Annotated in this window: 17 protein-coding genes; 7 read left to right on the top strand and 10 right to left on the bottom strand. The window is 65.5% G+C overall.

The genetic code is table 11. The features are described from left to right. Nucleotides 1-50 precede the first annotated feature (50 nt). The 4 genes from ACNJYA_RS36495 to ACNJYA_RS36480 form a co-directional block, all read right to left on the bottom strand. A complete protein-coding gene (locus ACNJYA_RS36495) occupies nt 51-278 on the bottom strand; it encodes a F0F1 ATP synthase subunit C (RefSeq protein ID WP_018643436.1) in 228 nt (75 codons plus the stop codon). 53 nt (nt 279-331) lie between these two features. Further along, the gene (locus ACNJYA_RS36490) at nt 332-1,081 is read right to left on the bottom strand and encodes a F0F1 ATP synthase subunit A (RefSeq protein ID WP_439364827.1); all 750 of its coding nucleotides are present in this window, start codon (nt 1,079-1,081) and stop codon (nt 332-334) included. 110 nt (nt 1,082-1,191) lie between these two features. Beyond that, a complete protein-coding gene (locus ACNJYA_RS36485) occupies nt 1,192-1,566 on the bottom strand; it encodes an AtpZ/AtpI family protein (protein WP_439364826.1) in 375 nt (124 codons plus the stop codon). Nucleotides 1,567-1,611: 45 nt separating this feature from the next. Further along, nucleotides 1,612-1,944 carry a hypothetical protein gene (locus ACNJYA_RS36480; RefSeq protein ID WP_439364825.1) on the bottom strand — a complete coding sequence of 111 codons (333 nt, stop codon included), beginning with the start codon at nt 1,942-1,944 and terminating at the stop codon, nt 1,612-1,614. Between ACNJYA_RS36480 and ACNJYA_RS36475 the strand changes: the two genes are divergently transcribed. Both ACNJYA_RS36475 and ACNJYA_RS36470 read left to right on the top strand, forming a co-directional pair. Further along, nucleotides 1,919-2,437 (top strand): hypothetical protein, encoded by a 519-nt coding sequence (locus ACNJYA_RS36475; protein WP_439364824.1) that lies wholly within the window; start codon nt 1,919-1,921, stop codon nt 2,435-2,437. The two genes, ACNJYA_RS36480 and ACNJYA_RS36475, sit on opposite strands and share 26 nt — an antisense overlap. A 166-nt stretch (nt 2,438-2,603) precedes the next feature. Further along, nucleotides 2,604-3,077 (top strand): secondary thiamine-phosphate synthase enzyme YjbQ, encoded by a 474-nt coding sequence (locus ACNJYA_RS36470; protein ID WP_439364823.1) that lies wholly within the window; start codon nt 2,604-2,606, stop codon nt 3,075-3,077. 65 nt (nt 3,078-3,142) lie between these two features. Here ACNJYA_RS36470 and ACNJYA_RS36465 read toward each other — a convergent pair whose 3' ends face one another. Then, on the bottom strand, nt 3,143-4,768 hold the full coding sequence (locus ACNJYA_RS36465; RefSeq protein WP_172786051.1) for an MFS transporter: 1,626 nt from the start codon (nt 4,766-4,768) through the stop codon (nt 3,143-3,145). Nucleotides 4,769-5,100: 332 nt separating this feature from the next. Here ACNJYA_RS36465 and ACNJYA_RS36460 point away from each other — a divergent pair, with 332 nt between their 5' ends. Beyond that, a complete protein-coding gene (locus tag ACNJYA_RS36460) occupies nt 5,101-5,772 on the top strand; it encodes a response regulator transcription factor (RefSeq protein WP_439364822.1) in 672 nt (223 codons plus the stop codon). 4 nt (nt 5,773-5,776) lie between these two features. Here ACNJYA_RS36460 and ACNJYA_RS36455 read toward each other — a convergent pair whose 3' ends face one another. Further along, a complete protein-coding gene (locus tag ACNJYA_RS36455) occupies nt 5,777-8,608 on the bottom strand; it encodes an ATP-binding protein (protein ID WP_439364821.1) in 2,832 nt (943 codons plus the stop codon). A 194-nt stretch (nt 8,609-8,802) separates the two neighbouring features. On the opposite strand from ACNJYA_RS36455, the gene ACNJYA_RS36450 reads away from it, so the two are divergent. From ACNJYA_RS36450 to ACNJYA_RS36440, 3 genes are all read left to right on the top strand, one after another. Next, complete coding sequence (locus ACNJYA_RS36450; RefSeq protein ID WP_212256167.1) at nt 8,803-9,222, top strand: organic hydroperoxide resistance protein; 420 nt, start codon at nt 8,803-8,805, stop codon at nt 9,220-9,222. 35 nt (nt 9,223-9,257) lie between these two features. Beyond that, complete coding sequence (locus ACNJYA_RS36445; RefSeq protein WP_212256169.1) at nt 9,258-10,286, top strand: alpha/beta fold hydrolase; 1,029 nt, start codon at nt 9,258-9,260, stop codon at nt 10,284-10,286. Nucleotides 10,287-10,357: 71 nt separating this feature from the next. Beyond that, nucleotides 10,358-10,918 (top strand): cytochrome P460 family protein, encoded by a 561-nt coding sequence (locus tag ACNJYA_RS36440; protein WP_212256171.1) that lies wholly within the window; start codon nt 10,358-10,360, stop codon nt 10,916-10,918. 594 nt (nt 10,919-11,512) lie between these two features. Here the strand turns inward: ACNJYA_RS36440 and ACNJYA_RS36435 are convergent. Next, nucleotides 11,513-15,022: a PAS domain-containing hybrid sensor histidine kinase/response regulator gene (locus tag ACNJYA_RS36435; RefSeq protein ID WP_212256173.1), complete on the bottom strand. Its 3,510-nt coding sequence runs from the start codon at nt 15,020-15,022 to the stop codon at nt 11,513-11,515. A 325-nt stretch (nt 15,023-15,347) separates the two neighbouring features. Then, entirely contained in the window at nt 15,348-16,577 is a 1,230-nt protein-coding gene (gene hemA, locus ACNJYA_RS36430; RefSeq protein WP_212256174.1) for a 5-aminolevulinate synthase, read from the bottom strand. Nucleotides 16,578-16,855: 278 nt separating this feature from the next. Between hemA and aroQ the strand changes: the two genes are divergently transcribed. After that, a complete protein-coding gene (gene aroQ / locus ACNJYA_RS36425) occupies nt 16,856-17,287 on the top strand; it encodes a type II 3-dehydroquinate dehydratase (protein WP_212256176.1) in 432 nt (143 codons plus the stop codon). A 166-nt stretch (nt 17,288-17,453) separates the two neighbouring features. Here aroQ and ACNJYA_RS36420 read toward each other — a convergent pair whose 3' ends face one another. Together ACNJYA_RS36420 and ACNJYA_RS36415 are read right to left on the bottom strand one after the other, a co-directional pair. After that, nucleotides 17,454-18,515 carry an MBL fold metallo-hydrolase gene (locus tag ACNJYA_RS36420; protein WP_172786042.1) on the bottom strand — a complete coding sequence of 354 codons (1,062 nt, stop codon included), beginning with the start codon at nt 18,513-18,515 and terminating at the stop codon, nt 17,454-17,456. Between the two features lie 293 nt (nt 18,516-18,808). Then, nucleotides 18,809-20,953 (bottom strand): methyl-accepting chemotaxis protein, encoded by a 2,145-nt coding sequence (locus ACNJYA_RS36415; RefSeq protein WP_439401678.1) that lies wholly within the window; start codon nt 20,951-20,953, stop codon nt 18,809-18,811. Nucleotides 20,954-20,994: the final 41 nt, after the last annotated feature.

Here is a 20,994-nt window from a genome sequence, read left to right as displayed (position 1 = left end):
TTGCTGTCACGCGCCGCTTCGGATGAAGCGGCGCGGAAGAAGTCGTTCCTTTAGAAAACGAACAGCAGAAGCAGCGCGATCAGCAGCGAGAAGATGCCGAGCGCTTCGGTCACGGCGAAGCCGAAGATCAGGTTGCCGAACTGGCCCTGAGCGGCCGAGGGGTTGCGAACGGCCGCTGCGAGGTAGTTGCCGAAGATCACGCCCACGCCGACGCCCGCACCGCCCATGCCGATGCACGCGATGCCCGCGCCGATAAGTTTTGCTGCTGCCGGATCCATTTTAGACTCCTTGGAAGAAAGATTGGGTTGTGGGTGGAAATTCCCCGGACCGCTCAGTGTCCCGGATGAATGGCGTCGTTGAGGTAGATGCAGGTCAGGATCGCGAACACGTAAGCCTGCAGGAACGCGACCAGGATCTCGAGCGCGTACAGCGCGACCGTGAGCGCCAGCGGCAGCACGCCGCCGACCCAGCCGATGGCGCCGAGCGAGAAGCCCAGCATGGCGACGAAGCCCGCGAACACCTTCAGCGCGATGTGGCCGGCCAGCATATTGGCGAACAGACGAATGCTGTGCGAGACCGGCCGCAGGAAGAACGACAGGACCTCGATGAACATGACCAGCGGCAGGACGTAGCCGGGGACGCCGTGGGGAACGAAAATCTTGAAGAACTTCATGCCGTTCTTGGCGACGCCGTAGATCAGCACGGTGAAGAAGACCAGCAGCGCCAGTCCGGCGGTGACGATCAGGTGGCTCGAGACCGTGAAGGTGTAGGGGATGATGCCGACCAGGTTCGAGACGCAGATGAACATGAACAGCGAGAAGATCAGCGGGAAGAACTTCATGCCTTCCGCGCCGGCCGTCGAACGGATGGTCGAGGCCACGAACTCGTAGGAGATCTCGGCGACCGACTGCAGGCGCCCGGGAACCAGCTGCGAGCCGCTGGCGAGCATCAGGATCGAGATGATCGCAACCGCGACCAGCATGTAGAGCGACGAATTGGTGAAGGCGATCGTGTGATTGCCGATATGGCCCAGGGTGAAGAGAGGCTCGATGTTGAACTGGTGGATCGGATCGATTTTCATCGGCGCGGCATCTCTTGGTCTGCCGGACATGCCGGCGGGTCTCGGTCTGCCGGCCGGGCCGGCCCGTACCGGCGAGGCCGGCACGATCATTCCTCTCCTGGTGGACCAGCTTACGAACCACCGCGCCTGTTTTGACCCGCGCCTGCCGATCTCACCACATTCACCACGCCGGCGACGAAGCCCAGCAGCAGGAACACGATGAATCCGAAAGGCGACGTCGACAGCAAACGGTCGAACCCCCAGCCAATCCCCGCTCCGACAGCGACACCGGCGACCAACTCGGAGGATAACCGAAAACCAAGCGCCATCGCCGAGGCTCTGGCCGCTTTGTCTCCATCGTCACCTGCGGGTTGCTCGGTCTTGGCCCTTCGGTCGCGAAATTCGGACAACCGCTGATCAAGATTTCCGAGCCGATCGGAAAGCGCGGCTTCCTCGGACGATTTATCGCGATCTCCATCTTCGCCGTGTCCCGTGCCCTGTGTCATGCAACGAAGACCCGAAACGCTGAATGGAAATTACGCCCGTCACCCTCAAAAGCCGCGCGGACCATACTGATGGCCCATAATCAAGTCAAGCCAAGTCACGATTGCGTCGCTTTCAATTATGTCTTTGATTTTCTTGACGATATTGACGCGCGCAGCAGCGCTGCACACAGCGTGACGCCGCACCGCAGCAGGTCTGCTCATGATCTGCGAATGCAGCCGTGCTTTCGCCGCGCTGGTGGGATCAAAGAAGCCGTCGCGTTCGTTGATTTCAGGGGCGGGTTTTTTGGCGGCGGATTGCCGGCTCAAGGGTGTAGACTTGCACAGCAGCCCAAGCACCGCCGGGGCGGAGACAATGAAGAGACCTGCGACGTCATCCACGACATCATGGCTCGCGGCGGCGGCCGCGGGGATGGTCGTCAGCGGCGGCCTCGTGGCCGCGCAATCGGCGCCCGACGGCGAAAATGGCCGCTACAGCATGACGCCCATTCCCGAGGGCGTGCTGCGGCTCGACACGCGCACCGGCACGGTATCGACCTGCACCAAGAACGGCGCCGGCTGGGCCTGCTACGCAGTGCCTGACGAGCGGACGGCACTCGATGCCGAGATCGGCAGGCTCCAGGCCGAGGTCGAGAAGCTGAAGGGACAGCTCGCGGCGGGACCGCCGGTGTCGGGCAAGATCGACGAGGCGCTGCCGAAATCCGATCAGCTCAAGAAAGCCGAGCCCAAGGTCGCCGAGGGCGAGCGCAAGATCGAGATCCCGCTGCCGAGCGACAAGGACGTCGACCGCGTGATGTCGTTCCTGGAAAAGGCCTGGCGGCGGCTGATCGACATGGCCAACCGCGTGCAGAAGGACGTGTCAGGGAAGATTTGACGCGTGACGAGCTGCCGTAGGGTGGGCAAAGGCGCAAAGCGCCGTGCCCACCACCTTGACATCGTCACGCGGAATGGTGGGCACGCTTCCGCCTTCGCTCTTCGAGCTACTGCGGACAAGCCGCTTTGCCCACCCTACGGCAGCTTCCCGAGTTGAGAGACCCGCCATGACATCAGCCAGATCCGTCAGACGCTCCGCACCGTCGTCGGTGCAGGCTACCACCGTCACATCGTCGCTGCTCACCGTGCAGACGCCCGGCCGCGGCTTCACCGATCTGACCAGCGAGGCCGCGAAATTCATCGCCGAGGCGCACGCAGGTGAGGGCGCGTTGACGCTGTTCATCCGCCACACCTCGGCCTCGCTGACGATCCAGGAGAACGCCGACCCTTCCGTGCTCGTCGATCTCACCACGGCCCTGTCACGGCTCGCACCGGAGAACGCCGGGTGGACCCATGACACCGAGGGACCCGACGACATGCCGGCCCACATCAAGACCATGCTGACGCAGACGTCGCTCCAGGTCCCGGTCCTGGACGGCAGGCTCGCGCTCGGCACCTGGCAGGCGATCTATCTGATCGAGCATCGCAGCCGCCCGCATCGCCGTGAGATCGTGCTGCAATTCATTGGCAGCAACCGCTAACCAGACAAAGCAAAACCGGCCGCGGAGACCGCGGCCGGTTTCGTGTCGTCGATCTCTGCTTCGGATCAGGTCGCCTTGATGTCGACGTCCTTGGTCTCCGGCAGGAACAGGAAGCCGATCACCACGGTAATCGAGGCGAAGATGATCGGGTACCAGAGGCCGGCATAGATGTCGCCGGTCGAGGCCACGATGGCGAAGGCGGTGGCGGGCAGGAGGCCGCCGAACCAGCCGTTGCCGATGTGGTAGGGCAGCGACATCGAGGTGTAGCGGATGCGGGTCGGGAACAATTCGACCAGCATCGCGGCGATCGGGCCGTACACCATGGTGACGAACAGGACCAGGATGAACAGCAGGCCGATGATGGCCGCCACCTGCGGACGGAAGATGTCGAGCGGGTGTGACATCTTCACGATGCCGGCGTCACCCGCCTTGGGATAGCCAGCCGCCTGCACCGCGGCGAGAACCGCCGGGTTGCTGTCCTTGGCGTTGGCGTAGGGCACGTCCTTGCCGTTGACCACGACCTTCACGCCCGAGCCGGCCGGACCCGGCGTCGTCGCATACTTGACCGACGATTGCGACAGGTAGGCGCGCGCGGTGTCGCAAGGCGCGGTGAAGACGCGGGTGCCGACCGGGTTGAACAGATCGCCGCAGCCGGCGGGATCGGCCACCACCTCGACCTTGACCGACTCGATCGCCTTCTCCAGCGCCGGATTGGCGTTGGTGGTGATCATCTTGAAGATCGGGAAGAAGGTCAGCGCCGCGATCAGACAGCCGCCGAGGATGATCGGCTTGCGGCCGATCTTGTCGGACAGCATGCCGAACACGATGAAGAAGCCGGTGCCGAGCAGCAGCGACCAGGCGATCAGCAGGTTGGCGGTATAGCCGTCGACCTTCAGGATCGATTGCAGGAAGAACAGCGCGTAGAACTGGCCGGTGTACCAGACCACGCCCTGGCCCATCACGCCGCCGAGCAGGGCGAGCAGCACGAGCTTGCCGTTCTGCCAGTTGCCGAAGGCCTCCGTCAGCGGCGCCTTCGAGCCCTTCCCTTCCTCCTTCATCTTCTGGAAGATCGGCGATTCGTTCAGGCGAAGCCGGATCCAGACCGAGATGCCGAGCAGCAGCACCGACACCAGGAACGGAATGCGCCAGCCCCACGCTGCGAAGTCGGCCTCGCCGAGCGCGGTGCGGGTGAACAGGATCACCAGCAGCGACAGGAACAGGCCGAGCGTCGCCGTGGTCTGGATGAAGGAGGTGTAGAAGCCGCGCTTGCCGTTCGGCGCATGCTCCGCGACGTAGGTCGCTGCACCGCCATATTCGCCGCCGAGCGCCAGGCCCTGGGCGAGGCGCAGCGCGATCAGGATGATCGGAGCCGCGATGCCGATGGTGGCCGCGTTGGGCAGCAGGCCGACGATGAAGGTCGACAGGCCCATGATCAGGATGGTGACGAGGAAGGTGTATTTGCGGCCGACAATGTCGCCGACGCGGCCGAACACGATGGCGCCGAACGGACGCACCAGAAAGCCCGCGGCAAACGCCAGCAGCGCGAAGATATCGCGGGTTGCCGGCGGATAGGCCGAGAAGAACTGCGCGCCGATGATCGAGGCGAGCGAACCGTAGAGATAGAAGTCGTACCACTCGAACACGGTACCGAGCGAGGAGGCGAGAATGACGAACCGTTCGTCCTTCGTCATCCCTCCCGCGCCTGCTTGAGACACAGCCATTGTCGACATGTTGAGTCGCTCCCCGAAATACGTTTCCTCGCGCCCCCAGAATGTCCGGACGTGCCGGATCAGCCCAGGTCTTGACCACAAGGTAACATCGGCGTGAAACCCGCCCCAATACGACTTTCGGCCTTGCGCACTGGCGCTGTGGTATCCGGGGCCGGTGCGCAAGCGCCGAGACCAGGGATTAACCCCTTTGCAGCAAAGGGATAATGTGCACTTGCATGCCACGGCCGCTCGGGGAAGAATTGACCCGCCCGGGATCTGTTCGCCGACCCGGCGCGAACGACAGCAAGAGAACGATGAACGCTCCTTCTAGCCACCTCGTCATCGCCGATGATCATCCCCTGTTCCGCGATGCGCTGCGGCAGGCGGTGGCGGGCGTCCTCCCCTCGGCCCGGATCGACGAGGCCGGATCCTTCGAGGACCTGACCAAGCTCCTGGAACAAAACTCCGAGGTCGACCTCGTCCTGCTCGACCTCTCCATGCCCGGGATCTCCGGCTTTTCCGGCCTGATCTATCTGCGCGCGCAATATCCGGCGATTCCGGTCGTCATCGTCTCGGCTTCCGACGACAGCGCCACGATCCGCCGCTCGCTCGATTTCGGCGCGTCCGGCTTCATCCCCAAGCGGTTCGGGGTCGAGACCCTGCGTGACGCCATCCTCAAGGTGATGGAAGGCGACATCTGGGTTCCCGCCGATACCGACCTCTCCGCCGCCGCCGACCCCGACATGACGCGCCTGCGCGACCGCCTGGTGACGCTGACGCCGCAGCAGGTTCGCGTCCTCATGATGCTGTCGGAAGGTCTCCTCAACAAGCAGATCGCCTACGAGCTCGGCGTCTCCGAGGCCACCATCAAGGCCCATGTCTCGGCGATCCTGCAAAAGCTCGGCGTCGAGAGTCGGACGCAAGCGGTGATTGCCGCCGCGAAGATCGCCGGCGGCCAATGGAAGCAGGGCACGCCGACGGGGTGAGCCGCTACAGCGTGGTCAGAAGCAGGTTGGCCGCTCTGATATCCGCCGTCTCGGAGCCCTCGGCAAAGCCCTCGAGCGCCGATTGGAGCCATCGCTTCGCCTCGTCGCGCTGCCCGCGTTCGGCAAACAGCCCGGCGAGATCGATCGCGGCGCGCAGCTCCCACGCTGTGGCGCCTTGGCGGCGACACAGATCCAGCGCTTGCATCAAGTAGACCTCTGGTTGCTCGGCTCTCGGCTCTGGCAGGTGCAACAGGACCTTGGCCTTCATCCGCAGCAACTCGGACATGTAAAGATGATCGCCGCTCTGAGCGACGAGGCGGATCGCATCGTCGATCAGGCGCGCGCTCTGCTCGATCTGTCCAAGCGCCAGCAAGCCATGAACCAGCGCGATGTTGAAGGTGGTGGTGAGCAATTCGTAGCCGGCCTCGTGGAGCTCGCATAGGCAAGCCTTGATCGTCTCGACGCCATGTGCGGCGTCTCCCCGCCGGATCGCCAGTTCGCCTTTCACGCCGCGGCCCACCACGAGATAGGGACCCATCGATCGAGATTCGGCATGCGCGATGAACTGGTCGATGCGCTGTTCCGCGCCGTCGAGATCACCGTCCCAGAGCGACATCGAGACCGCCCAGATCAGCGCGATGCAGAGCGTGATCGGATGCTCCATCTGCGCGGCTTCAGCCACCGTCTGTTGCGCCAGCTGCCGCGCGTCCGCGGGCCGGCCCTGCAACCAGAGTTCGCGCGCCAGCGTGATGCCGGCCCGGTTGCGATGGTCGAAGCCATGGATGGTGCTGATTCGTTCCGCGCCCGGCCCTTGCCATGCGACCTCCAGCATCTTCAGCGCGTCGCGGTGCTTGCCGGCCAGATGAAGCGAGACCCCGAACAGCGAATGGGCGAGGACGATCGAGCCGGGATCGCCGAGCGGCTGCGCGACCGCAAGGCTCTGCTGCGCATAACCAAGCGCAGCGTCGAACTGCCCCATCCGTTCGTGGAAGATATGCATGCGGCCGAGCAGCTGGAGCTGGTTCGGCGCGTCGCCGCGCGCCTCGGCGATCGCAAGGCTCCGGCTCAAGGCCACGCGCGCCGCCTCGCTGCCGCCGCGCGTGAACATCAGGGTCAGTCCGAGGGCGGCCTGGATGTGCATTTCGGCGGCGCTGCCGCGCGCGGACGGGGTCATCGCAAGCAGTGCCCGTTCCGACCAGCGCCGGCATTCGACCAAGAGCGACATCGCGAGGAAGATCGGCGCTGCCGCGGCGGCGAGCGCAATGCCGTCGTTGGCGTCGCCGCCCGCGCCAAAGCACCAGTCCAGCGCGGCACGCACGTTGTGGAGCGCGGAGAAGTGGATCGCCCGTTCGTCGGCGTTCGGTGTTGCCGCCCATGTGCTGCCGGCCTGCTCCAGCCATCGCCGGTAGTAGGTCGCGTGGCGGGCGGCGAGCGCGGCGTCGTTCGGCTCGATCTCGAGCAGATAGGCGCGCGTGGTATCGAGCAGACGGTAGCGCATCATGGCGCCGATCGGCCGTGGCGCAACCATCGATTTGGCGACGAGACTGTCTATGGCAGCGAACAAGCGGGAGCGGTCGGCACGTTCATCTGGGACGACCTCGAGGGCCGCGTCGATGGTGAAGTGACCCACGAAGACCGCGAGCCTCCGCAGCACGAGGCGCTCAATGTCGGACAGCAGCCCATAGCTCCAGTCCAGCGTCGCCCGCAACGTCTTCTGCCGCGGCGGCGCGGTGCGCTGGCCCTGCCAGAGCAGATTGAGACGCTCGTCGAGCAGCGCGGCCGTCTGCTCCAGGCCGTAAGCTTCGACGCGGCCGGCGGCGAGCTCGATCGCCAGGGCCATGCCATCGAGATTGCGGCAAATCCTCGCGATAGTCGCGGCGTTGGTATCGTCGAGCGTGATCTGCGCGCCGCCGGCCGTGGCACGTTCGAGGAAGAGCTGAAGCGCGGAATAGGTCTGCGCAGCCGCCGCGGTCAGCCCGGCACTGTCAGGCGGAACGGCGAGCGGCGCCAATCGATAGACCTGCTCGCCCTCGACGCGCAGGGCTTCGCGGCTGGTGGCGAGAATGTGGACATCCGGCGCAGCGTGGAAGATCGCCGAAGCCAGCGGTGCCGCCGCGGCGATGACATGCTCGCAATTGTCGAGGATGAGCAGCATCCGCTTGTCCCGGAGATGCGCGAGCAGCGCGGGCAGGGGATCGTCGGTCTCGGCCGGCAAGCCGAGCATCAGCAGGATCGAGGTGATCACGAGATCGGGATCGCTGAGCGCGGCAAGGTCGACGAAATGCGCGGCGTCGGAGAACGCCGCGAGCAGGTCGTGGGCGATCGCGACCGCGACGGCAGTCTTGCCAACGCCGCCCGGACCGACGATCGTGACGAAGCGGGAGGTGAGAAGCTTGTCGGAGATGGCGGCGACCGCCTGGTCGCGTCCGACCATCCGCTGCAGCCGGTTCGGCAGCTTGACCGGCGGCAATTCCATGGACGGGGGCGAGCGCCGCGCTGCCGGAAGCTCCGTCTGGGAGATCGGCGCCACGAAGCAATAGCCGCGCCCGGAAAGCGTGGCGATGTATCGCGCGCCGTCCTTGCCGTCGCCGAGCGCCTTGCGCAGAGCGGCGATGTGAAAGCGCAGACTGGCCTCTTCGACGGTGATGCCGGGCCACACCAGGGCCATCAGATCCCATTTGCTGACGACCTCGTTCGGCCGCGACATCAGCGCGATCAGCGCGTCGAAGGCCTTCGCGCCCAGCGGCACCGCGACGCCGTCGCGCGTCACGAGCCTTTCATGTGGCGCTACGGTGAATGGTCCGAACGAGAGCCTTGGCCCGGCCGGCGTGGTCATCGCGAAATCTTGCTCATTTGCGAACCGGATAGCCAGAGGGCAGCCATCCGGCAAGGCCTGCGTTGCATCGGCATCAGACCACGTTTGCAGGCCTCGCAACAGCTTCTGCGCCGGCCTCACAATTTCTCACAAGTCCAAACGGGTTTCCGGAGCACGTCGCTGCTAGTCAGGTGCGCGACGGCAAGGAGCTCTCCATGACAGAAACGGCAAAACTGCTCTACACGGCCCGGACGCACACCAACGGCGGCCGCCACGACGGCATGTCGCGCAGTTCCGACGGTCGCCTCGACGTCAAGCTGTCGCCGCCGGGCGGGGCCGGCATCGGCACCAATCCCGAGCAGTTGTTTGCGGCCGGCTGGTCGGCCTGCTTCGAAGGCGCGATGGAACTCGCCGCGCGCAAGCGGAAGGTGATGCTTCCCAGGAAAAGCGCGATCGATGCGGAGATCGATCTCGTGCTCGACGAGGGCGCCTACTCGCTGAGGGCGCGCCTCAATGTCAGCCTGCCGGGGCTCGACCCCGAGATCGCACGCGGCATCATCGATGAAGCGCATCAAACGTGCCCCTACTCCAAAGCCGTCCGCGGCAACATCGACGTCACGATCGCGCTGATCTGACGCACCATCATCAACCACGACGAGGTCACACCATCATGAAGCAGATCATCGATCAGCACCGCCGCCAGTTTCTCGGCATTGCAACGGGAGCCGCCGCCGTCGGTCTCGGCATGGTCGCGTTCGCTCGTGCCGAGACGGAACCGCAGCGAACCTCCGCATCGAATACATCCTTCGGCGCGATTAGGCAGATCGATGCCGGCGTTCTCAACGTCGGCTATGCGGAGGTGGGGCCCTCGAACGGTCCGGTGGCGATCCTGCTGCACGGCTGGCCCTACGACATTCACGCCTTCATCGACGTCGCGCCGCTCCTGGCGAAGGCCGGCTATCGCGTGATCATCCCATACTTGCGCGGCTACGGCACGACGCACTTCCTCTCCAGCGAAACGCCGCGCAACGGCGAGCCTGTGGCCATGGCCGCGGACATCATCGCGCTGATGGACAAGCTCGAGATCAAGAAGGCCGTGGTCGCCGGCTTCGACTGGGGTGCGCGCACCGCCGACATCATCGCCGCGCTGTGGCCGGAGCGTTGTCGGGCGCTGGTATCGGTCAGCGGTTATCTGATCTCCAGCCAGGCTGCCGGCAGCGTGTCGTTGCCGCCGCAGGCGGAGCTGCAATGGTGGTACCAGTTCTACTTCGCGACCGAGCGCGGCCGCGCCGGATACGAGAAGTACACGCACGATTTCGCTAAGCTGATCTGGAAGCTCGCCTCGCCGCAGTGGAAGTTCGACGACGCCACCTTCAACAGGAGCGCGGCGGCGCTCGACAACGGGGATCATGTCGCGATCACCATCCACAATTACCGCTGGCGGCTCGGGCTTGCCCAGGGCGAGGCGAAATACGAGCACCTCGAAAAGAAGCTGGCTGCAGCTCCGCAGATCGAGGTGCCGACGATCACGATGGAGGGCGATGCCAACGGCGCGCCCCATCCCGACCCCAGCGCCTATGCCAGGAAGTTCTCGGGCCGATACGAGTTTCGCCTGATCACCGGCGGCGTCGGCCACAATCTGCCGCAGGAAGCGCCACAAGCCTTCGCCAAAGCCGTCATCGACGCCGACGGCGCCTGATCGTTCATGCAATGCCTCGGTCCAGCTTGGCTGGACCGGGGATGTGCCGCGATCCAACTAGAAGAAACCTCATGCCATCTATCGAAGCTGAAAAGAAAGAGCACTCCTACGTCACGGCGATCACGCTGGCCGTGCTCCTCCTGGTCGTTCTCCTGACTTGCGTGCCGTATCTGGTCTCGATTGCTCTTGCCGAGGGGCCTCCGCAAAATACCGCGGACGCCTCGCCGATCTTCGGCGTCACCATTCCGCCCGGCTACAAGCAATGGGAGCTGATCGCTCCGGCCGAGGAGGCCGCCCCGCTCGACGAACTTCGCGCTGTCGTGGGCAACCAGACCGCCATCGACGCCTATCAAGCCGGCAAGCTCCCATTCCCGGACGGCACCATCCTGGTCAAGCGCGCCTGGAAGCGCAAACAGTCGCCGGAGTTTGCGTCCGCGACCATTCCCGGGGCCGCCACAACGGTCCAGGTGATGGTCAAGGATTCCAAGAAATATGCCGCAACGGGCGGCTGGGGCTTTGGCCGCTTCATCGACGGCAAACCGGTCGACGAGGCCCAGCACCGCACGTGCTGGGGCTGTCACGAAGCCCGCGCGAGGAGCCGCGACTACGTCTTCACGCGGCTTGCGCCCTGAGCGCAGCTTGGCCGCGCAATCATTCCGCCCCCACCGTCTTGTGCCATCATCCACTCTCTTCCTTGCTCGGTTCGGGCTCGAAGCCCATGCAACTGTTCGGGTTGAGGAAGACACCGGATCTGTCCCACGCTCCCGGACAGGCTCTCAAGGCCTTTGAGCACGGTCGGGCTCAGATCCAGCGACGGGCGGTTGGTCAGAACCGCCCGTTCGCGTTTTTTGGCATAATTTGCAGACACAAGAGCACGGCATAAGCCGTCCGACCATCGCGCAGGAAGGCCGTGTGTTCGGCTTCACCTGTATGCTGCTGTGCGGTTCTTCCTGCGTGTGCATTTCGCGCAGCGGACCGCGGGTGCCAGCCAGCACCCGGCCTTCCCTGCGCCCTTTCTCCAAGAGGGCGCGACGAGAAGCGCAAAACTCGGGCGAAACGCGCCGCGAGAAGGCGAAGCCATGTCTGCGAGTCGAGATGCTGGTTTGAGGACGACAACGGCTGCTCCGTCATTGCGAGCGCAGCGAAGCAATCCAGACTGTCTCCGCGGAGGGGTTCTGGATTGCTTCGCTGCGCTCGCAATGACGATCTCGAGAGAGCAGTGCGTCTCACTCCGCCGCCACCATCTGCTGCGTGCGCCACTGCCCAAGGAGAGCACGCAGCGAAGCCGGCTTCACCGGCTTGTTGAGCACCGCGATCTTCTCGTCGCGCGCGGCGACCTGCACGGCGGGGCTGCGATCGGCGGTGATCAGGATCGCGGGGATGCCGTCGCCGAAGCGGCGGCGGATCTCGCGGATGGCGGCGATGCCGTTGCCGCGATCGAGGTGATAGTCGACCAGGAGGCCGGTGACGCGCCGTCCGGCGGTTTCGATGGCGGCGATCGCCCCTTCGGGATCGGCGACCGCGATCACCTCGGCGTCCCAGGCCTTGAGCAGCGTGCGCATGCCGTCGAGGATCGCCGCATCGTTCTCGATGCAGACGATCAGCGCGCCCGAGATCGGCGTGCGCGCCAGCGGCGTCGCGCTGGTCACGGCCGCGGTGTGGGTCACCGCCTTCGCCGTCGGCACCGTCACGGAGAACACCGAGCCGCCGCCGGCATTGGCCTCGATGGCGATGCCGTGATTGAGCACGCGTGCCAACCGTTCCACGATCGAGAGCCCGAGGCCGAGACCGCGCGCGATCCGCGCACCCTGCTCCAGGCGATGGAATTCCTTGAAAATCTCGCCGCGCTTGACCGGGGGGATGCCGACGCCGGTGTCGTAGACGCAGATCTTGAGCGAGGCGCCGCGGCGGCGGCAGCCGACCAGCACGCGGCCGCGCGGGGTGTATTTGATCGCGTTCGAGATCAGGTTCTGCAGCAGCCGCCGCAGCAGCAGGCGGTCCGACTGCACCGGCAGCGAGCAGGGCACGAAGGCGAGTTCCAGGCCCTTGGCGCGCGCGATCGGCGCGAACTCGATTTCCAGCGAGCGCATCAGATCGGCCATCTTGAAGCTCGAGATCGAGGTCGTCATCGCGCCGGCATCGAGCCTGGAGATGTCGAGCAGCGCGCCGAGGATTTCCTCGATCGCCTGCAGCGATTCGTCGATGTTCTCGACCAGCCGCGTCTCTTCGCCATTGTGCTGGCGTTCGACGAGGCTCGTGACGTAGAGCCGCGCCGCGTTCAGCGGCTGCAGGATGTCGTGGCTGGCGGCGGCGAGGAAACGCGTCTTGGAGATGCTGGCGTCCTCCGCCGCGCTCTTGGCGAGGGCCAGCTCGGAGTTCAGCCGCGTCAGCTCTTCGGTGCGGTCGCGCACGCGCTTTTCCAGCGTCGCATTGGCGCGCTCCAGCGCTTCCGCGGCTTCGAAGGTGGGCGTGACGTCGGTGAAGGTGATGACGAAGCCGCCGCCGGGCATGCGGTTGGTGAGCACTTCGATCACCATGTGGCGCTCCGGCAGGCGCTCGAGATAAGGCTCGCTGTCGGTGGTGTAGGCGGCAAGGCGCCGCTTCAGCAGGGCCTCGCGCTCGAGCGGATCGTTCGGATCGCCGAGGCCGATGAACTCCAGGATCTCGTGCAAGGGCGTGCCGAACTGGATCAGATGCAGTGGCACATTGAGGAGATCGCCGAACTGCCGGTTGGAGCAGATCAGTTGCAGATCGGCGTCGAACACCGCGATGCCCTGGCGCACATGGTTGAGCGCGGTCTGCAGGATCTCGCGGTTGAAATGCAGCGCCGCGTGGGAATCGTCGAGCAGCTTCAGTGCGGCCTTGGCGGAGACCGTTCGCTTGCGCAACAGCAGCGACATCACGAGGCGGGAGGAGGCCGCGCCGATCGAGGAGGCAATCAGGTGCTCGGCGTGTTGCAGCAGCTCGAAATCGGCGGGCGCACCGGGCTCCAGCCGCACGTTGCGCCGGGCCGAGAAGGCCTCGAAGGATTGCCGCGCGCGGTCGGGCCCGAGATATTGCGCCACCGTGGTCTGGATGTCCTGCACGGTGACCGTGGTGCGCCAGCGCCGGAAGCTCGGCGAGATCGGTGCGAGCGTATTGGGCACGAACAGATCGGCCTGCAGCAGCTCGATGGAGGACGGCCGGCGCGCCAGCGACAGCAGCACATAGGTCAGGATGTTGAGCGACAGCGACCAGATCACGCCGTGCATGAGGGGCGGCAGGTCGGCGCCGAACAGTGCCTGCGGCCGCAGCGCCTCGATCCCGAACGGGCCGTGCTGCAGCAGCAGGATGCCTGATGTCGAGGAATCCATGAAGCTCGGCATGAACAGCGTGTAGAGCCACACCGCAAAGCCGACCAGCATGCCGCCGATCGCCCCGCGCGCGGTCGCGCGCCGCCAGAGCAGCCCGCCGAAGAAGCTCGGGGCAAGCTGGGCAATGGCGGCAAAGGAGAGCAGGCCGATCGCCGCGAGCTGGGTGTTGCCGAGCGCGCGATAGTAGAAATAGGCCATCACCATGATGGCGAAGATCGCGAGCCGGCGCGAGCGCAGCAGGAAGTTGCTGAAATCGGCTCCGCCGGCGCGCCCCTCCGGCCGACGTTTCAGCACCAGGGGCACCACGAGGTCGTTCGAGACCATGATGGAGAGCGCAACGCATTCGACGATCACCATGGCGGTCGCCGCCGACAGTCCGCCGACGAAGACGGCGACGCTGAGCAGGTCCGCGTCGCCCTCGATCGGCAGGGCAAGCACGTACATGTCAGGGTCGGCCGCGCCGAACGGGAAGGTCACGAGGCCGGCGAGCGCGATCGGGATCACGAACAGGTTGATGGCAACGAGGTAGAGCGGGAACAGCCAGCGCGCGCGGCCGACCTCGGCATCGCTGGAATTCTCCACCACGCTGACGTGAAACTGGCGCGGCAGCAGCATGATCGCGCACAACGACAGCAACGTCATGGTCAGGAAGTTGCCGATCGACGGGGAATAGTTGATGGCGCGCACCGCTTCCGGCGTCCTCATCGCACGCTCGATCAGTTCATGCGGCGAGAACATCCAGAAGGTGACGAAAATGCCGGCGGCGAGAAAGGCGACCAGCTTGACGATGGATTCGGTCGCCACCGCCAGCATCAGGCCGTGCTGGTGCTCGGTCGCGTCGGTCTGCCGCGTGCCGAACAGCACCGCGAAGGCCGCCATCGCCAGCGTCACCATCAGCGCCATGTCGCCGAGGATCGGGATGTGCGAGAAAGCCTGGTCTTCGCTCAGGATCGTGCCCAGCGAGGAGGCCACCGCCTTGAGCTGGAGCGCGATGTAGGGCACCGAGCCGATGATCGCGATTGCGGCGACGGTCGCCGCCACCGCCTGGCTCTTGCCGTAGCGGGCACCGATGAAGTCGGCGATCGAGGTGATGTTGTGGGCCTTGGCGAGCTGGATGACGCGGCGGAGCACGCCGGCCCCTAGCCCGATCATCAGGATCGGACCGACATAGATCGCGAGGAAGTCGGTCGAGGTGCGGGTGGCGAAGCCGACCGAGCCGAAGAAGGTCCAGGACGTGCAGTAGATCGCCAGCGACAGCGGATAGATCAGCCCGGAGGCGCGGCCGCGCCCCGCCGGCGAGCGGCGGTCGCCATGGCTCGCCACCAGGAACAGGAAGCCGATATAGCCGAAGGCGGCGGCGATCACGCCCCAATCGTGCAGCATGGGTCGGGGGGCTTTCTCCCTGGGCGCCGGCGGCGCGCGAGCTCATTTTCCCCGTAAATCTAGCGCGTTGAGCGGACGCAAGCGACAGCGAAATGCCCGGCGCGCGCGGGAACTGCGGGCGTCGTTAAGCGGTGGAGCGAGCTGTCCGCTCTCTTACCCTCCCCTGGAGGGGGAGGGTCGATCGCGCGCAGCGCGAGCGGGGTGGGGTGATCTCTCCGCTCGGGCAGTTTCGGATGTGGAGAGACCGTCACCCCACCCCGTCTCACATTTCGCTCCGCTCCATGTGAGCCGACCCTCCCCCTCCAGGGGAGGGTAAGAAGTAGCCCTATTCCGCTGCCAGCGACTTGGCGCGCAGCGGCAGGCCGAGGCGGTCCCACACTTGCAACAGCGCTTCGGCGAGCTGATCGATCAGGCCGTCGTCATGATAGGGCGAGGGCGTGATGCGCAGGCGCTCGGTGCCCTTGGCGACGGTCGGATAGTTGATCGGCTGGATGTAGATCCCGTGCTCTTCCAGCAGCAGGTCGGAGGCCTGCTTGCACTTCTCGGGATCGCCGACGAACAGCGGTACGATGTGGGTGTCGCTCGACATCACCGGCAGGCCGGCGGCATTGAGGATCGCCTTGACGCGGGCGGCGCGGTCCTGGTGACGCTCGCGCTCCCAGCTCGACGTCTTCAGGTGCTTGATCGCGGCGGTCGCGGCCGAGCAGACTGCCGGCGGCAGCGCGGTGGTGAAGATGAAGCCCGGCGCATAGGAGCGCACGGCGTCGATGATCTGGCCGTTGGCGGCGATGTAGCCGCCGAGACAGCCGAACGCCTTGGCCAGCGTGCCCTCGAGAATGTCGATGCGATGCATCACGCCGTCGCGCTCGGCGATGCCGCCGCCGCGCGGGCCGTACATGCCGACGGCGTGGACTTCGTCGACATAGGTCATCGCGCCATATTTCTCGGCGAGATCGCAGATCCTGGCGAGCGGCGCGACATCGCCGTCCATGGAATAGAGGCTCTCGCAGACGATCAGCTTCGGCCGATCGGGACCGGCCGCTTTCAACAGCTCTTCGAGATGCGCAACGTCGTTGTGGCGGAACACGATCCGCTCGCAGCCGGACTGGCGGATGCCCTCGATCATCGAATTGTGGTTGAGCTCGTCCGACAGGATGAGGCAGTTCGGAATGAGCTTTGCGATGGTCGGGATGCCGGTCTGGTTCGAGACATAGCCCGAGGTGAACAGCAGCGCGGCTTCCTTGCCGTGGAGATCGGCGAGCTCGGCTTCGAGCTGCACCAGCGGATGATGCGTGCCGGCGATGTTGCGGGTGCCGCCGGCGCCGGTGCCCACGCGCGTGGCGGTCTCGACCATGGCGCCGACCACCTTCGGGTGCTGGCCCATGCCGAGATAATCGTTGGAGCACCAGATCACGACGTCGCGCTTGCCCTTGGGCGAGTGCCAGACCGCGTGCGGGAACCGGCCGGCCGTGCGTTCGAGGTCGGCGAACACGCGATAACGCCGCTCGGTGTGGAGACGATCGAGGGCGGAATCGAAGAATTGGGCGTAATCCATCGGCAAAACCTGCAACGGAACCTGACCAAGGGGACGCATCTACTTAGAGCTTTTCCAGCTCTAATGTCTATGCGCTATCCCACATTTGGATCTGTGGAGCATTTGGGCAAAATGCCCTATCCGGCGCGTCGCAGTTTGATCCCGATCAACCCTGCGCGACATATAATGCTGCTCTGCACCATCTGCCGGGCGAGGATCCGGCCCCTCGGCCTCTCGTCTTCCGTCGCGGCCCGGCACGCGCTTTCCTTGCTCAACCAGGTCTTCGAAAGGGCCCTTCCATGAAGCGCGTGATGATCCTCAACGGTCCCAACCTCAACATGCTCGGTATCCGCGAGCCGCACATCTACGGCACCACGACGCTCGCGGAGGTCAACGCGAGCTGCGAGGAAGCGGCTGCCAAGCTCGGCCTCAAGCTTGCCTTCCACCAGTCCAACCATGAAGGCGTGCTGGTCGATCTGATCCAGTCGGCGCGGCAGGACGCCGATGCCATCGTCATCAATCCGGCCGGCCTGTCCTTCACCTCGGTCTCGATCATGGACGCGATCAAGACGTTCGAGGGCCCGGTGCTGGAGGTCCACATCTCCAACATCCACGCCCGTGACGAATATCACCGGCACTCCAAGATCTCGTTCGTGGCGACCGGCGTGATCTGCGGGCTCGGGCCGTTCGGCTACGTCGCGGCGCTGCACGCGATCGCGAATATGAAGTGAGGTGATTGCCGCGGGGGTGGTCTACTCCCTCGCCCCGCTTGCGGGGAGAGGGTTGGGGTGAGGGGGACTCTCCGCGGGGACGGTGAGAGTTGGACTCGCAGACCCCCTCACCCGGTCGCTTCGCGACCGACCTCTCCCCGCAAGCGGGGCGAGGTGAAGAAAGAACTCACGTCGTCCGAAACTGCAGCACGCCGTCCTGCATCTCGGCCGTGAGGCGGCCCTCGACGATCATGTAGTTGACGTGGGCGACGAGCTCGCCGGCGGCAAAGCCCATCTGGTGCTCGTCGAGCACGTGCTTGTTGAACACGACAGGCACCAGGGCGCGCGAGGTTTGCGGCACCTCGCGGCAGGCTTCCGCGATCAGGCGGCAGCGCTCCTCGTGGTGGTCGGCGAGCTGCTTGATGCGGGTCTTCAATCCGTAGAACGGCACGCCGTGGCCGGGCAGCACCAGCACGTCATAGGGCAGCGTCGTGGTGAGGCTGGCGAGCGAGGCCAGATATTCGCCGAGCGAGTTCTGGTCGGGCTCGACCGCCCAGACGCTGACATTCGGCGAGATCTTGCTCAGCACCTGGTCGGCGGAGAGGAACAGCTTGTCGTCGGCGCAATACAGCATCACCTGGTCGAGCGCGTGGCCGCCGCCGGTGATGACCTTGAAGCGGCGCGTGCCGATCACGACGTCGTCGCCATGCGAGATGCGGCGGTAGGACGGCGGCAGCACCGAGACGCGCTTGAGATAGTCCTGGCCGCGGCCGAGCAGCTTTTCCGTGAGCGACTCGTCCATGCCATGGCGGCGGAAGAACAGCCGCTGCGCCTCGCGCCGCTCCTCGGTGCCGCGGTTCTGGTGATAGACCGATTGCAGATATTCGACCTGCGACATCACCAGCGGGCAGTTGAAGCGCTCCACGATCCATCCGGCGAGACCGACATGGTCGGGGTGCGAGTGGGTGACGATCAGGCGCGTGATGGTGACGCCCTTCAGCGGGCCGTCGAACAGCTTGGTCCAGGCCTCGATCGTCTCCTCGTTGCCGAAGCCGGCATCGATCATCGCATAGCCGTCGCCATCGGCGAGCAGGTAGATGTTCACGTGGTTGAGGCGAAACGGCAGCTTCAGCCGCGCCCACAACACGCCGGGCCTGACCTCGACCACCTGTTCGGGGCCGGGATGCTGTTCCCAGGGGTAGCGCAGGGCCTCGGCCGAGGACGGCGCGGTATCGGTTTTTGAGCTCATGCTACCGGCTTAAACCCAGCGCGCGCGGGGCGCCAGCCGAAAAAGGATGCTGGGCGGCGACCGCATGGCGGTCATACCGAGGAGGGTTTTTCCGTGATGTGGGACGGTCGTGCCCAATACTCGCTGCACCTCTCCCGCTTGCGGGGGAGGTCGGCGCGTAGCGCCGGGTGGGGGCTCTCTCCCCACGGGGATAATTCTCGGGATGCCGCGAGTATCCCCTTGTGGAGGCACCCTCACCCCAACCCTCTCCCGCAAGCAAGCGGGAGAGGGAGCGCAGCCTCAATGCCGCGTGCCTACGCCGCCCGCATGTCGTTGAGGAAGGCGTCGATCTCCCCGCGCAGCATATCGGCCTCGCGCCGCAGCGCGTCTGAGGCGCCCAGCACTTCGGTGGCCGCAGCGCCGGCTTCGGCGGACGCGGTGGAGACGCCGACGATGTTGCTGGAGACCTCGCTGGTGCCGCCGGCGGCATGCTGGATGTTGCGGGCGATTTCGCGCGTGGCGGCGCCTTGCTCCTCGACCGCGGCTGCGATCGTCGTGGTGACGTCGTTGATCTCGCCGATGATCCGGCCGATGCCCTGGATGGCGCCGACCGCGGAGGTCGTGACCTCCTGCATGCTGGCGATCTGGGTGCGGATCTCGTCCGTCGCCTTGGCGGTCTGGCTCGCCAGGCTCTTCACCTCGGAGGCGACCACCGCGAAGCCGCGGCCGGCCTCGCCCGCGCGCGCCGCCTCGATGGTGGCATTGAGTGCGAGCAGATTGGTTTGCGAGGCGATGGTCTGGATCAGGTCGACGACGACGCTGATGCGGCTTGCGCTGTCGGCAAGGCTCTGCACCGTGGCGTCGGTCGCTCCCGCTTCGTCGACCGCCTTCTTGGCGATGCCGGCGGAAGTCACGACCTGGCGGCTGATCTCCTGGATCGAGGAGGACAGCTGCTCGGTGCCGGCCGACACGGTCTGCACGTTGACCGACGTCTCTTCCGCGGCGGAGGCGACCGCGTTGACCAGCGCGTTGGACTGGTCGGCGGTGTTCGACATGCTCTGCGCCGTCGATTGCATCGAATTGGCCGATTGCGCCAGATTGTCGAGCGCGGAGCGCACCGTGCTTTCGAACTGGGCGATCTTCGCTTCCATGCGCGCGGCACGCTCGGCCTTGGCGATACGGTCCTTGTCCTGCTCGCTCGTCAGCGCGCGGGTCTCGATCATGCTCTCCCGGAACACCTGCAGCGTGTTCGCCATGACGGAGATTTCGTCGTTGTGATTCTTCGAGCGGTAGATCTCGGTTTCGAGATCGCCGTTGGCGAGCAGCTGCATCGACTGTTGCAGGGCGCCGATCCGGCGCAGGATGTTGCGGCCGACATAGAGCCAGACGAACAGCGCCGAGCCGACCAGCATCAGCGCGCCCAGCGCCAGCATGACTGAGGTCGCGAGCGAAATCTCCTGCCGCGCCTGGAAGGTCGAGGTGTTGGTCTCCTTCTGCACGCCTTCGACCAGCTGCTGCACGCTGATGCCGAGGCCGACATTGAGCTTGCGGGTCTCGTCCAGGATGGTCTGGCCGTAGTCGATGGAATCGAGCTCCTTTTCGCGCAGATTGAACACGCCGGACTTGCCGGTGCCGAGCGCGAGCAGCTTTTCCGCGGTGTCGCGCAGCATCTTGTTGCCCTGGTTGTCCGGCAACAGATCGAGGTTCGACCGCAGGCGGCCCTGCGCCGTCTTGAATTCCTTCTGGATGTCATCGAGCTTGTCGCTGGTGCTCGCCGAAAGCGCCGCGCTCATGTTGGCGGCCGCGAGATTGCCGCTGGCGACGACGTTGCCGAGCTGACCGACGGTCTGCGCGGCGTCGTTCGCATCTGCGGCGGACAGGTCGGCTGAACCGAGAATGGCATTGACGCGGGTCTGCGCGTCCAGCATCGCCGGGCTCGCTGCGCCGACGAAGGCGCCCTGCGCGTTGCGAAGCGCGTCATATTGCTTCTCGTGCAGGGCCGCGACGTCGAGCCGTTCGCGGGCGGCCTTGGTCAGGCTCTGAGCCGCCTCGTTGATGCTCTTCATCGTGTCGCTGAGTCCGGAGACGACGCTCTTGTCGCCGCCGAGCTCGATGATCTCGTTGAGCTTCTGCTGCGTTTGCTCCTGCAATTCCCTGAGCTTCTTGGTGCGTTCGTTCAGGGCGTCTTCGCTTTGCGCCGCAAGCAGGGCCGGTCCCTGTGCCGCGAGGCTCGCACTCAGCGCCGACAATTGCAGGCTGGCGGAAAGGCGCGGAATGTCTCGTCCGCTCAGTTCAGAAATGCGTCCGCCGAGATTCTGCAGCGCAAGGCCTGCGCCGGCCGCGATCACGAGGCCCATGCCCGCGATGACCGCGAAGGCCGCGAACAGGCTGCCGCGCACGCCCCATTTCGGCATTTTGAAACGCGGCTTGAAACGGCCGAGACTGAAACGGATGCCCATCGAAATTCCCCCACGCCCTTGCTTATGTTTTGTGGCCGGGA

The organism is Bradyrhizobium sp. BLXBL-01, assembly GCF_051853025.1.
In the GTDB taxonomy this organism is placed as follows: domain Bacteria; phylum Pseudomonadota; class Alphaproteobacteria; order Rhizobiales; family Xanthobacteraceae; genus Bradyrhizobium.
The sequence above is the reverse complement of the archived record's forward strand: the minus strand, read 5'-3'. Positions and strand labels throughout refer to the sequence as shown.

Bases quoted from the DNA above. Each gene is read 5' to 3' on its own strand.
- ACNJYA_RS36495 (WP_018643436.1), bottom strand. From the start codon at position 278: ATGGATCCGGCAGCAGCAAAACTTATCGGCGCGGGCATCGCGTGCATC.
- ACNJYA_RS36490 (WP_439364827.1), bottom strand. From the start codon at position 1,081: ATGAAAATCGATCCGATCCACCAGTTCAACATCGAGCCTCTCTTCACC.
- ACNJYA_RS36485 (WP_439364826.1), bottom strand. From the start codon at position 1,566: ATGACACAGGGCACGGGACACGGCGAAGATGGAGATCGCGATAAATCG.
- ACNJYA_RS36475 (WP_439364824.1), top strand. From the start codon at position 1,919: ATGAAGAGACCTGCGACGTCATCCACGACATCATGGCTCGCGGCGGCG.
- ACNJYA_RS36470 (WP_439364823.1), top strand. From the start codon at position 2,604: ATGACATCAGCCAGATCCGTCAGACGCTCCGCACCGTCGTCGGTGCAG.
- ACNJYA_RS36465 (WP_172786051.1), bottom strand. From the start codon at position 4,768: ATGACGAAGGACGAACGGTTCGTCATTCTCGCCTCCTCGCTCGGTACC.
- ACNJYA_RS36460 (WP_439364822.1), top strand. From the start codon at position 5,101: ATGAACGCTCCTTCTAGCCACCTCGTCATCGCCGATGATCATCCCCTG.
- ACNJYA_RS36455 (WP_439364821.1), bottom strand. From the start codon at position 8,608: ATGACCACGCCGGCCGGGCCAAGGCTCTCGTTCGGACCATTCACCGTA.
- ACNJYA_RS36450 (WP_212256167.1), top strand. From the start codon at position 8,803: ATGACAGAAACGGCAAAACTGCTCTACACGGCCCGGACGCACACCAAC.
- ACNJYA_RS36445 (WP_212256169.1), top strand. From the start codon at position 9,258: ATGAAGCAGATCATCGATCAGCACCGCCGCCAGTTTCTCGGCATTGCA.
- ACNJYA_RS36440 (WP_212256171.1), top strand. From the start codon at position 10,358: ATGCCATCTATCGAAGCTGAAAAGAAAGAGCACTCCTACGTCACGGCG.
- ACNJYA_RS36435 (WP_212256173.1), bottom strand. From the start codon at position 15,022: ATGCTGCACGATTGGGGCGTGATCGCCGCCGCCTTCGGCTATATCGGC.
- hemA (WP_212256174.1), bottom strand. From the start codon at position 16,577: ATGGATTACGCCCAATTCTTCGATTCCGCCCTCGATCGTCTCCACACC.
- aroQ (WP_212256176.1), top strand. From the start codon at position 16,856: ATGAAGCGCGTGATGATCCTCAACGGTCCCAACCTCAACATGCTCGGT.
- ACNJYA_RS36420 (WP_172786042.1), bottom strand. From the start codon at position 18,515: ATGAGCTCAAAAACCGATACCGCGCCGTCCTCGGCCGAGGCCCTGCGC.
- ACNJYA_RS36415 (WP_439401678.1), bottom strand. From the start codon at position 20,953: ATGGGCATCCGTTTCAGTCTCGGCCGTTTCAAGCCGCGTTTCAAAATG.